The following is a 13,057-nucleotide window of genomic DNA, read 5'->3' as shown; positions in this document are numbered from 1 at the left end:
ACTGTGCTTAAGCAATAGGGGGACGGAACACCGCAGAAGGCTGATCAATGGGGGTACCTGTATTATGAGGTGTAAGATATGAATGGGTGATGTTGGTAAATACAGGTTTTAAGAAATCGGGATAAGACAGGCGGGCATAAAATATTTCCATCCTGTTGTCCGTTTTCCGGTCCGGGTTTTCCTGGTCTCTCCTATCTTCTTCCTTCATTTTTTTGGCAAGGTGGCACTTCCCGTTGCAATGCATTTGGGGCTTATTCCGATTTACGCAAAGATTTTTTGCTATATAATCCTGGTTTACGTAGAAGTCGAGCATCACAATATAACGGCCTGAGAGCTGGCAGAGCCAGATCAGCATCAAAAAAACCGTTATCATTTGTTTCCGCATTTCCTTACCTGGTTTATTAAATTTCCTGCAAAGCTATTAATAAAATACCGGATCTGCTGCCTTAGGCAGCAAATTAAGTTAGCCGCTGACAGGTACTCCCCGCATATTTTAAGTCCGCAAAATTATAGATTAAAAAGGGGTTTATGCAAAAATGAAACGGACAATCATTTAGATAATCAGTATTATCCATACGGGCGGTATAAATACATTCAAAATTTCTACCGTATTAATTTCTGAAACACTATATTTGCAACATTGTTTCATTTAAATAACAGGGATGAACAGCCGCGGCAGGCGCATATTATCAATATTGCTGTTGTTACTATACGGATTTATCATCACACCGGTAGTACTCTGGCATTCGCATGCCTGCGAAGCCGCCTTCCACCCCGGCAAAAAACTGCCGGCATCAGCGAAGCAATGGGTAAAGGCCGGCCATTCCTGCTCCATTTGTGAACATGCCTACTCTTCCTATACGCCGGCAGATGATGCGCATGAAGAAATCCAGGTTACCGTATATCACCAATATTACCGGGTATTTTGTACGGGCATTCCCCGTATTGTTAAACTCCGCTGCGATACACGCGGTTCCCCTGCTGTTACCCCTTCTTCTTTCTTTATCTGATACTGTAAATACCGGCACCACCGGTGTAGCAGGAATTATGCGGCCATGCATCTGAGATGATGCACAGGTATATTTTCTCTTGTGCTGTTTACTGCGCACCGGTAGGCGTGTCTCCATTTGTAGCGTCCTTCATTTGTATCAAATCAAATCAATCATATGTCAATCGTATTAGAAGCTGTTAATCTTACTAAGCATTATCAGCAATACACGGCGCTCCGCCAATTGTCGCTGAGTATTCATGCAGGAGAAATATTTTGCCTGCTGGGACAAAATGGTGCGGGCAAAACCACTACTATTAACCTGTTCCTCGGCTTCCTCGAGGCCAGCGATGGGAAAGCGCTGATTAACGGTATTGAGGTAACGCCCAACAATACCGCCACCAAAAAGATGATAGCCTATATCCCGGAAGTGGTGCAGTTGTATGGCAATTTAAACGGTATTGAAAACCTCGATTTCTTTAGCCGGCTGGCCGGTTTCAGCTACCCACCGGAAGTATTGACCGCTTTCCTGGAGAAAGCCGGGTTACAGGAAGCTGCACACCACAAACGGCTGGCAGCTTATAGCAAGGGGATGCGTCAAAAGGTGGGAATTGCCATTGCGTTGTCTAAAAATGCAGATGTCATTTTTATGGATGAACCCACCAGCGGGCTGGATCCCATGGCTACAGCCGAATTCACTACTATCTGCCAAGAACTCGCCGCTGATGGAAAAACTATTTTCATGGCTACGCACGACATCTTTAATGCAGTAAATGTGGGTTCCCGCATAGGTATTATGAAACAAGGCAGCCTGATACATACCGTTAACAGTAACAGCATTTCTGCTATTGAGCTGCAACAGCTCTATCTCGAAACCATCTGATATAACGCAGCCATGCCAATCATTCACCGGTGGAAAGCCGGCGCCATACAACAGCGATAAGCAGGCAGGGTAAATCATTCATTCATCTCATGAAAAAATTGCTTCTGCTGATATTATTCATCAGCAAATATTCACCCGGTTCCTGTCAGCAACCCGGTAAACAAACTGTTGCAGCTGATACCTCCGGGCGGTTATCAACATCAGCACAACTGCAAGCGGTGGAAGTAACCGGGCGCACTGCCAAAAAATACGACAGTGAATACAGCTTCAGCGCTACCAGGACGGCCATACTTAACAGGGAACTGCCGCAGGCTATCGGCACGGTTACTAAAGAGCTGATTAAAGACCGGCAGGCATTTCAACTGGCAGACGCGGTGAAAGTAATCCCCGGAGTAATACCATCCAGTTTTTATAACCAGTATTCCATAAGGGGTATCAGCCAGAATGAGGAGGGACAAATCATTAATGGCATGCGTACCCGGCAGTACTACTTTCTGCAACCGCTTATGGCCAACATCGAAAGAATTGAAGTACTCAAAGGCCCGGCCAGTGCCACATTTTCGAGCGTTGACCCTGGTGGCAGCATTAACCTGGTTACCAAAAAGCCGCTGGCTTTTAACAGGAAAGAAATCAGTATGAGCGCCGGCAGCTTCAATACCATTCGCGGCGCGCTGGACTTTACGGGACCTCTCAATAAAGAAAAAACATTACTGTATCGTATCAACGGCGCCTATCAGCGTGCACAGAGTTACCGGGACCTGGTGCGTAATAACGCTTTGCTGGTATCACCCTCGTTTTCCTATATCCCTAACAAAAGAACCGCTATTAACGTTGAAATCATTTACAGCGATATGGAAGGCAACCTGGACAGGGGACAACCCATCTTTGGCGCGATAGCGGGTAAAACGGACCTGCAAAGCACGCCGGTAAGCCTGAATCTTGGCGCCAGCAGCGACTTCTTCAAATCAAAGGAGTTTATTATCAGCAGCAGCCTGTCGCACCAGTTCAGTGATGCGATCAGTATTAATGCCGCCTATATGAAACAAACCTGGCAGGAAGATCTCCAGGAGCACAGAACCAACAATACCTATGCAGTTAACATTAGCAATGAACCTATTCCCTCTTTGGTGGGAATGCAGTTTGTGCAGCGGCAGCAAAACTGGAATACAGATAACGTCAATGTATATTTCAACTTCCGTTTTACCACCGGCGAATCGAAGCACGAATTACTGGCAGGCTATGACCTGAACAGCTGGCGCAAAATGAAAGGTGGCAGCCAGCATGCCGCGAGAGGATTTCTTTTAAAAGACGGTACGGTAGCCTCCTCTTTTGTACCTGGTAATGCCGGAAATTACCAGACCATTACCTACAATAACCAGGTGCTGCCCAAACCCAACGTGAGCTATTTTGATCTGAACAATCCATCTTACATTATCCGGAATATCAGCGATTACAATATGAATGCCTCTGTTGCCATTCCTGCAGCGCTCACCACCACCAATGCGATCTACCTGCAGGAACAGTTCCGTTGGAATAAGCTGCTCCTGTTACTGGGCCTGCGCCAGGAATGGTTTGAAGATATCACCAATTTCAAATCACCCGTTGCGCTGTCTTTTACCAACAGCAAACTGCTGCCGCGGATGGGCATTACGTATAGCGTTACCAGGCAGGTAAATGTATACGCCACCTACCTGCAGGGATATCAGCCCCAAAGTAATACCGTTACGTTGCTGCCCTCCACCGGCAGCTATTTCTGGACCAACCAGTCGGCCTCCCGTTTCAAACCGCTTATCAGCGACCTGAAAGAATTTGGCATCAAATCCAGGCTGTGGGATGGCCGGCTGAATATTAATGCGGCGATATACGAAATCAATCAGAAAAACTTGCTGATGAATGCCAACCTGCCCGCCTTCCCTGACTCCATGATCACCCGGGGCGCGGAACGCAGCCGGGGGCTGGAAGTAGATGTGACCGGCTACCTGCTGCCTGAGTGGCAGGTGTTCGCTTCCTATAGTTATATCGATTCCAGGATCATGGAAGATTTCAACCCCATATTGAAAGGCGCGCGTAAACAGAACACGCCTTACAGCAGTGCGAGCTTCTGGACCCGCTACAACTTCAGGACCGGCGGGGTGTTAAGAGACCTGGGTATCGGGGCGGGCATACAGTACACCGGAGATAAAGTGCCCTGGTTTGACAGGTCTTTCCTTACACCCGCCTATACCCTGCTGGACCTCGCGTTGTATTATACACCTGGTAAAAGTAACATGCAGATCGGGCTCAATGTCAATAATATACTGGATAAAACCTATTGGATAGGCGCACAGAATTACCAGCGGTTGTTTCCCGGCGCACCGAGAAACGCTATGCTGACAGCCACCTACAGCTTCTGAGTGGGTATTGTATAACCGGCAATAAAAACACATGAAACAAGCAAACATCATCACCCGTCATTTTATAAAAACAATTATCCGGAGCAGGGCACTGGCGGCCATTTACCTGCTATGGCTGCTGCTGGTAACCTATGCCGCTGTTACCGGCTACCAGGTATATATTACCCAGGATACGCTGCGACAGCAATTTCAGCACCAGGCGAGGCAAAGCTGGGAAGCCAATCCTGACAAACATCCGCATCGCATGGCACACTTCGGTACGTTTGCTTTCCGGCAGAAACACCCGCTCAGCATGTTTGATTACGGTATGGAAAGCTATACCGGCAACGCGGTATTCCTGGAAGCACATAAACAAAACACGGTGAACTTCAGCGAAGCCGGCTTCAGCACCGGGTTATTACGTTTAGGAGAGATCAGTCCGGCCATGCTGATACAGGTATTACTTCCACTGATCCTTTTCTTTCTTGGCTTCGACACCGTAGCCCGGCAAAAAGAAAATGGCACCTTAAAGATCCTGCTATGCCAGGGCGCCGGGTTCCGTTCAATCATACGGGGCAACAGCCTTGGTTTATTTGTGGTGGCCTTTATATTCCTGGCGCCGGTGCTGGCCGCTGTTGCCGTGCAGCTGCTGCTGCAACACGCTGCTCCGGGAGCAGCCGTATTACAGCGGGCCGCATATCTACTGCTGGGCAACCTGTTTTTTTTGTGGATCATCTGCATCATCGCCGTTTGTGTTTCTGCCATCAGCCACAACAGCCGGGCTGCATTACTGAAGTTGCTGGGTTTATGGTTACTGATGACCATTGTATTGCCGAAAACGCTCCAGGCTATTGGCAGCGCCATGTATCCTGCACCCGGCAAAATCCAATTCGATGCCGCGGTTGAAAAAGATATCCTGAAAATCGGCGATAGTCATAATCCCAATGATCTTCACTTTAAACGACTGAAAGATTCAGTTTTGCGCGCAAACAACGCCGATTCCGTACAACAGCTGCGTTTCAACTACGGCGGTTTCCAGATGCAGGAAGGTGAACGGATGAGCAGCGAAGTTTATAACCGTCACCTGCAAACACTCTACGACGTTTATGAGCGGCAGAACAATGTGAGCAAATATGCGACCTTCATTGATCCGCTGATTGGCGTAAAAAACATGAGTATGGCACTCACGGGTACCGACTTCACCGCATATCGAAAATTCCAGGACGATGCAGAAGCTTACCGGTATAAACTCGCGCAAACGATGAACGAACTGCAGCAAAAATATATCAGCAACACGACCCCTGCAAAAGATGAGCATCCGCATAGCATCGGGAAAGAACATTGGACAGCGTTTGCTGATTTCACCCACGATTTTCCGCCGGTGCCATCTTTATTGTACCAGGAACGACTAACGATTGCCGCCATGCTGGCCTGGTTCATCCTGTCTTTCTTTCTTATTCATTTCACTGCTGCAAAAGCCACAACACTGTAAGCCATGTATCGTTTAGCATTTAAAAATTTTATACGCAGCAGGTCGGTCATTATAGCCATAGCCCTTTTCCTGCTCACAGGCATCATCAGTATACTGATCGGCAAACAATTCCTTCGGCAACAGCAAGCTTCCATTGAGGCGGTAACACAACTGCAACAGGAACAGATAGCAAGAAACGTAGCTCACATACCCGACCAGTTTGGCCTGCTGATGTATTACCTGCGATTCGCTTATGTAAACCTGCCCGACCCTGCGGCCTCTCTGGCCATCGGGCAACAGGATGTAAATTCTTCTATTCAATATCTTACCATCCGCGGACTGGAAGGGCAACGGAACGATACCGGGTTGTATAACCCTTACCATCAGCTGACCGGTAACCTCGACCTGAGTTTCGTGATCCTGTTGCTTTTTCCGTTGCTGATTATTGCGTTCAACTTCAATGTACTTTCGCAGGAAAGCGAACACGGTACCTGGTCGCTCGTAAAAATACAGGTAGTACAACCAGTATCATTTATCCTCATGAAGCTCAGCATACGGTTAATTGTAGTACTGGGTCTGTTATTTTTGCTGCTGTTACTTGCAGTATTAATCATCAGGTTGCCTGTTAATGAGCGCCTACTTGCTTATATGGCCATTGCCGCTTTGTATATCCTGTTCTGGTTTGCCATCTGCTTCGTGCTGATCTCACTCCGTCGCAGCAGCAGCATCAGTGCGCTGCTACTATTGAGTACCTGGGTACTGCTTTGCCTGCTGGCGCCGGCAATTATCAATAATTACCTGACAGTGCGTTACCCGGTTAAAGAGGCGTACAGCACTTTCATCAAACAGCGGGATGGTTATCATACCAGGTGGGACAAAAATGCCGATAGTACGATGCAGGCCTTCTTCAGGCACTATCCTCAGTTCAGGAATTATACCTGGAACAGTCCGAAGTTCAATTATATGTGGTACTATGCCATGCAGCAACTGGGAGATGATGAATCGGCTCCGGATAGCAAAGCAATGCAGCACAAATTGAAACAGCGGCTGCAATCTGCCGGCCTGGTGGCATTGTTCTTCCCTCCTATGCATGCCCAGCTGCAGTTTACCGGTATTGCGGGAACGGGGCTGGAAGAGCAGCTCCAATACCAGGACAGCACTGCCATGTTTCATGAACGCATCAAACTGCACTTCTATCCCGGCATATTTGGCGACAGCGCAGTGACAGGGGAAAACTGGAAACAACACGTGCCGCAATATTTCCATTCATCCCACCGGGTGAACTGGGTGTTGCTCGTTTCTCCCTTTATCCTGTTCATGCTTGTATTAGGTGCGGGCGGGATGTACCTGTTTAACATAAAGCAGTAAAACGAATTACGGAGTAGTGGGTAGACCGTCCGCTATTGTCTACCCACTACTCCGTAATTTGTAATGCTCAATTCCCCAAATGCAAATAATAATAGTCATATTGACAATTATTATTTACATTTGGAAGCCGGATGCTCAGCCGGTTTAAATACAGACACGTTATGAAAAGAATACCGCTCATTTTAGTGATTGTTTTTTTGTCGCTCACGCAAGGATTTTCGCAATCAGCGCCTATATTAATATCCAGTCCCGATAAAAAAATACAGGTAGCTGTAAGTACTGCCGGGGAGGGAACTATTCAATATACAGTAAAGTATAACAATACCGTGGTCATAGCCGCTTCGGCCCTGGGATTGCGTTTGGCAGATGCGGATATTTCCGGGCATCCCCGGTTCGTATCCGCTTCCGATGCTCGGCTAATAAAAGATGATTACCGGATGAGTTATGGCAAGAAATCCGGTGTGAGCTATGTGGCCAACCAGCGGATATTGAATTACACCGGCGAAAATGGCCAGGCGATGGCCATTGTTTTCCAGGTATCCAATGATGCGGTGGCATTCCGGTATCAGCTTACCGGAAAGGCGGCCACTATTAAAACCGTGGCAGCGGAAAGTACCGCATTTAATTTCCCCCGCGAAACAACTTCCTGGCTGCAGCCCATGCAGGTTGCCAAATCGGGATGGGAAAGCAGTAACCCCGCATATGAAGAACATTATAACCCGGAGGTACCGGTAGATAGCGTTCGCGAAAATAAGACAGGCTGGGTGTATCCGGCGCTGTTTAAAACAGGTAACAACTGGGTACTGATTACGGAAGCGGGTTTGGATAGCGGCTATTGCGCCACACGTTTATTGTCCACTTCCACTCCGGGAAATTTTACCGTTGGTTTCCCCGATCCCAGGGAAGTCATCACCGGGCAGGGATTTTTGCCGCAATCAATATTGCCCTTGTCCTCCCCATGGCGGGTGATCACCCTCGGTTCCCTGGAAACCATCATCAGCTCTACCGCAGGTACGGATCTGGCCCGGCCGTCGGTGCTCCGGAATGCCGCCTTTGTCAAACCCGGAAAGGCTGCCTGGAGCTGGATCAGCTCCAAAGATGATTTTATTACCTACGATGAGCAGATCAGGTATATTGATCTGGCTGCAGATATGAAGTGGCAGTATTGTTTGATTGATGCAGCCTGGGATCAGAAAATTGGTTATGAGGAGATAAAAAAACTGGCTGACTATGCCCGGGCCAAAAACGTATCCCTTTGGCTTTGGTACAATTCTTCCGGAGACTGGAATACGGTGAAATATACCCCCAAAAACAAGTTGCTGACGCATGAAAGCCGTATGAAGGAATTTGACCGTATCCGTAAAATGGGTATCAAAGGCGTGAAGATAGATTTCTTTGCCGGCGATGGACGGTCGGTGATCAAATACTACATGGATATTCTTCATGATGCTGCCGCCAACGAACTAATGGTAAACTTTCACGGCGCCACCCTGCCCAGAGGCTGGGCCCGCACCTACCCGCAACTGCTGACAGTTGAGGCGGTAAGGGGATTTGAGAATGTCACCTTTAACCAGGCGGATGCGGACCAGGAAGCACAGTTCTGTACTATACTTCCCTTTGTCAGGAATGCTTTTGACCCTATGGATTATACCCCGGTAAATCTGTACAAAGTATACTCCAATACCATCCGCAAAACCAGTAATGCATTCCAGCTGGCGTTATCTGTATTATTCCTCTCCGGTGTGCAGCATTATGCTGAATCTCCGGAAGGCATGTCGAAAGTAGATGACCGGGTGAAAAATGTATTGCGTGAACTGCCTTCCAGCTGGGACGAGGTCAAATTCCTGGACGGATATCCCGGTAAGTATGTAGTATTGGCGAGAAGATCAGGCAGCAGGTGGTACATCGCGGGAATCAATGCGCAATCATCTGCACAAAAAATATCCGTTAACCTGTCGGCCTTTGGTAAAAAGAAGGCAACACTGATAACCGATGGAAAAGATGCTTTTTCCTATCAGATCGAAAATATTAACACGGAGATGGCAGGGCTTGAAATGAAAGCCTCCGGCGGGTTGCTGATGGTGCTGGAGTAAGAATACCGTTACAACGTTACCTTAAATATCAACCTGGAACCGGTTTTCGTAACGATAAAAGGGTGATCATCGATTTTAGGGTCAGCAATATTTATATCATAGGCTTTACACTTATTATCGGTTTGCACCTTTTTATTCGTGTACGACAGCGTAGTGCTGCCTACACCGGCGATATCTATTTTATATTTAAACGTTCCTTCTTTTTGGTCAACAATAGTAAACATCAGCGCCCCATTCATTGGTGAACCGGGTTGTTTTACTATTACTCCCCTGCTTAAATTAATATCCAATGGCAGCGGAGTAATGGTTATAACGGAGGTGTCTATATTTTTTGATAAAAGAATATTTTCGTTCGTTTGTTTATCTATGAATATGAATCCTACCTGTGTTGGCATTCCTTCACTGAGTATGTCATCGCAGGGGTTGGGTGCAGATGATTTTTTACATCCTGCTGCCAACGCAAATAAAAATGTGAGTGACAGCATATAGGTCAGTCGTACCTTCTTCATAGATATTTTCTTTTTATTTTGATATGGGTTACCCATTTCATTAAACTTTTCCTGCTACAGCTTTAAGGAGGGAAAACTATAAAAAAAATACGAAAGTAGGGATAGGTTTAGTCTGCTAGTAAAGTTGAGTGTGTGCATGACACTGATGCCGAAGCCGGCACAATGGCGAAAATCAATATCTGGTACACCAGTGACTTCCGTAGGTTAACCTGATTTTATTACCCGTATTTTTGTTATATTCATCATGCAATGATCGATAAAACCGTCACTGCTCCGTTTTCCATGTTAAGCCGGACACCCTCAAAAGATAACCCTTCCTCTTCTGCCGCGTTTGCTAACAACGCGGGCTCGCGCGGCATATCACTGCCGGCCCCTTCATCGCCATACGGAAGTAACGCTCCTATTCAGTTTACACTGAACGATGCACAGCGTAAATGGTCGCAATGGTATAAAACAGCGGATACTGATGAAGAAAAGATAAGACAGTACATAGCTGCCAAGAAGAGAGGTTGGCTTATTCTTAAACAGGAGCTGAACAAAGCCCCTGAACAGGTTGACTCGATGAGTGAAAATACAGACGAAGACTCCGATACAGAAGGCGAGGTTCAGGGTATGTTGCTCGAGAAGCCCCAGCATTTGAACATCCATGAAGATGATCTGGAAACCGTCCAGGACATTGTAAACAAACAATCAAAGCCCGTTAGCGACAGCGCCACGAAAATGGAAACTGACATACGAAAATTCAATGCTGCCGCCTTACGATCGGGAAAGGCAAAAGGGCAACAACATCATCAGCTGGGAATGCCGCTGAATACTTTTTTCAAGAAAAATGCCCCTCCGGGCTATAATACTTCCACTGAACAGGAAGAAGACGAAGCAGAAAAGTCCAATGTATATAAGTACGACGTGCGCTATGAAAGGGATTTTACCTTTGGCTTGTCTGAAGATCCTATAAATAATAAAAGAGAGAATACCGACTATTTCAGGGCGCCATTTGCGCATAAACATGTGGTGCGGACTGACTTTGAAAAATGGGCAAGGGATTATCTCAAGAAGCAATCGCCGGGCAAAAGTAAAGCCATCGGAGGCAAACAGGTTTACCTGAGCTTTTACGTGACAGTTGGAGACGGGAATAAGCTTAAGATCAGCAATGTAGCGGGATCATACGAGAATAGCAATATGCTCGGCTCCAGGTCCGGCAATACCGTGGTGCAGAGAAAAGTAAAGATTGCGGGACATGACCTGATCATGTGGGTGAACGCCGACAGCGCCGGGCATCAGTCCAGGTACAATGCCAGCGCTATTGTACCTAATCTTGTGCAGTACCAGGAGATCATGACTGTTTTAAAGCTCAATGATGTGGTTGAGGTAGATGCTTCTGTTAACATCGAGGAAAAATCATTCCGTTCAGACACCCGGAAGGCAGTATTGGGAGGCAACCAGGGTGCACTGCCTACCGCCAATTACAAAAAGGATATGCTGAACGACCGGAGGCAGCTGGTCACCAATGTATCAAACATCATCAATGCACAGGTGAAGAACAATTACATGCGGGCCATTACTTCCGTGAACCAGGTCGATTTTTTCCAGTATCCCTGCCTGGTGCTGGAGCCGCTGCCTGACTATACCAAGGATTTTGGCGGACTGCCAAAAGAAAAGATGGACGAATTAAAGAAAAAGATTGTATTCACCTTTCATGATCAGTTTGAAATCAGCTTTGCCAACCGCGCCAGCTTTGGATTTGCGTATCCCACGGTGGGGGATGTGGGCGTCAGCATCCGTATATGGCCGGGCCTTATTCCGGCCTCCACTTTTTCGTATATGATGCTGGAAGTATTGAAGGAGGCTGGTTTGATGAAAGATTTTAAAAATAAGTTCACAGGCAAATCGGGAGACAGCGCGCCTATTCTGAATGCGCTGAAACTGGCAATTATACGTGCGCAGAAAAGATTCCGCCGCTTCCATGATATTAAAGCTACTAAGCAAAGTCCGCTTGCAGCTAAAGATACTTACAAATGGGTCAACAACCGTATCACCTCGAATGTGATCAAGGCCAAAGTACTGGTGGAACAGCTAAGTCAGGCACCAGAGGATGTGGAACTGATAAAACGGGCGATTCGTACACTGGAGAACCTGAATGAATATGAGCTGATCCAGGCCGGAGCGGAAGAGCAACAGCATGAAGTGCCCGAATTGCAAAGAAAAACGGCACTATCCGCCGCGTTCAAGCAACGATCCGTTACCAGGGTTGTGCAAGGCTATGAGCTGGTATCTGAAACCATTCGCAGCTCGGGCATGGATGCGTACCGTACCGCTATTCAAACAATAGGTAATACACACACCGACTCTTCGCGCCTGTATTTTGAAACATCAAAAGTGAATAAAACAATTGCTGACAATTCCCATGGTATCGTAAAATCAGGATCCGTAACAAAAATGCAGGATCCTTCCTATAATTTCGTCAGCCAGGAAGATGCGACCAGCAATGCTCCTTATAAATGGCACAAAGAAACGAACTATCCCAGCGTACATATTTACGATACTACCAACACGCCGGTTAATGACGCCATTTCTAAGGCGCTGGATGCTGCGCCCAGTTTTATTGTTCTCTTTGAAAGTCTTTCCAAACATTTTCAATTTGGCATGGACAAGACCACGATTGGCCGGTTAATTGTTTACGTAAAATCATCCAGGAAAGACCTTACCAAGGTTAAACCACTTGCAGACAAATTCAGACAACTGCATGATGCGCCGCTGCCTAATTACTTCCTGAATTATATGAGTATGCAAAATGAGTTATTTGGCGAATAGCGGGATGAAATATTGCCCCTTTAATAAATGATGGTTGGAGGAACTATTGAGAAGACAGGCCATCCGCTGCCCTTATTTTTTTGGAATGTAAGTGGCGTGCATGGCCAGCATTTTCCAATGGCCATCGGCCAAAATATAAGTGCCTGTAATTCTTTCCAGAAGATCGCGGGGAGCTTCGTCATTCATCGCGATCCTGATATGTGCTACTCCGATCAGAATGGCGGTTGAACCAGAGATGGTCACATGCTCATCTGAGGTACTCAACAATGATATTTTTATGGAAGGATGAAGCGCAAAACCTTTTATATAGCCTTCCTTGTCCAGCACATCTGCGTTCGCAGTGGTGAACAGGAATCCATCTGCTATATTTTCCCGGATCATTGCTTCTGTTTTTTCGGCGGTCCCTTTAAAAAGCTGGCGGTTGACATCCAATATCTCTTGTGTTTGCATATCTTGATTTTTAGATTGTCCATAACCAGCTATCATCGCTATCTGCAGCGCGATGATGCCTATAGTTTTTCTCATTACATACTGTTTTTGTATGCTGTAAAGTTAAGGACTG

At 46.8% G+C, this 13,057-nt stretch carries 10 protein-coding genes; 7 read left to right on the top strand and 3 right to left on the bottom strand.

Annotation, left to right across the window (positions count from 1 at the left end; translation table 11 throughout):
* Window positions 1-7: 7 nt before the first annotated feature.
* Entirely contained in the window at window positions 8-385 is a 378-nt protein-coding gene (locus tag KE626_RS22490) for a hypothetical protein (protein WP_211975250.1), read from the bottom strand.
* 277 nt (window positions 386-662) lie between these two features.
* Here KE626_RS22490 and KE626_RS22485 point away from each other — a divergent pair, with 277 nt between their 5' ends.
* From KE626_RS22485 to KE626_RS22460, 6 genes are all read left to right on the top strand, one after another.
* The gene (locus KE626_RS22485) at window positions 663-1,010 is read left to right on the top strand and encodes a hypothetical protein (protein WP_211975249.1); all 348 of its coding nucleotides are present in this window, start codon (window positions 663-665) and stop codon (window positions 1,008-1,010) included.
* 156 nt (window positions 1,011-1,166) lie between these two features.
* Window positions 1,167-1,871: an ABC transporter ATP-binding protein gene (locus KE626_RS22480; RefSeq protein WP_211975248.1), complete on the top strand. Its 705-nt coding sequence runs from the start codon at window positions 1,167-1,169 to the stop codon at window positions 1,869-1,871.
* A gap of 89 nt (window positions 1,872-1,960) precedes the next feature.
* Window positions 1,961-4,264, top strand: coding sequence for a TonB-dependent siderophore receptor (locus KE626_RS22475; protein WP_211975247.1), 2,304 nt, complete (start codon window positions 1,961-1,963; stop codon window positions 4,262-4,264).
* 31 nt (window positions 4,265-4,295) lie between these two features.
* Window positions 4,296-5,735: an ABC transporter permease gene (locus KE626_RS22470; RefSeq protein WP_211975246.1), complete on the top strand. Its 1,440-nt coding sequence runs from the start codon at window positions 4,296-4,298 to the stop codon at window positions 5,733-5,735.
* 3 nt (window positions 5,736-5,738) lie between these two features.
* Window positions 5,739-7,082 carry a DUF3526 domain-containing protein gene (locus KE626_RS22465; RefSeq protein ID WP_211975245.1) on the top strand — a complete coding sequence of 448 codons (1,344 nt, stop codon included), beginning with the start codon at window positions 5,739-5,741 and terminating at the stop codon, window positions 7,080-7,082.
* 161 nt (window positions 7,083-7,243) lie between these two features.
* The gene (locus tag KE626_RS22460) at window positions 7,244-9,175 is read left to right on the top strand and encodes a glycoside hydrolase family 97 protein (protein WP_211975244.1); all 1,932 of its coding nucleotides are present in this window, start codon (window positions 7,244-7,246) and stop codon (window positions 9,173-9,175) included.
* 8 nt (window positions 9,176-9,183) lie between these two features.
* Here KE626_RS22460 and KE626_RS22455 read toward each other — a convergent pair whose 3' ends face one another.
* Window positions 9,184-9,684: a hypothetical protein gene (locus KE626_RS22455; protein ID WP_211975243.1), complete on the bottom strand. Its 501-nt coding sequence runs from the start codon at window positions 9,682-9,684 to the stop codon at window positions 9,184-9,186.
* 249 nt (window positions 9,685-9,933) lie between these two features.
* Here KE626_RS22455 and KE626_RS22450 point away from each other — a divergent pair, with 249 nt between their 5' ends.
* A complete protein-coding gene (locus KE626_RS22450; protein ID WP_211975242.1) occupies window positions 9,934-12,495 on the top strand; it encodes a hypothetical protein in 2,562 nt (853 codons plus the stop codon).
* Between the two features lie 72 nt (window positions 12,496-12,567).
* On the opposite strand, the gene KE626_RS22445 is transcribed toward KE626_RS22450, so the two are convergent.
* Window positions 12,568-13,020: a nuclear transport factor 2 family protein gene (locus tag KE626_RS22445; protein ID WP_211975241.1), complete on the bottom strand. Its 453-nt coding sequence runs from the start codon at window positions 13,018-13,020 to the stop codon at window positions 12,568-12,570.
* Window positions 13,021-13,057 lie beyond the last annotated feature (37 nt).

It is taken from the genome of Chitinophaga hostae, assembly GCF_018224885.1.
Taxonomy (GTDB): Bacteria; Bacteroidota; Bacteroidia; order Chitinophagales; family Chitinophagaceae; genus Chitinophaga; species Chitinophaga hostae.
The sequence above is the reverse complement of the archived record's forward strand: the minus strand, read 5'-3'. Positions and strand labels throughout refer to the sequence as shown.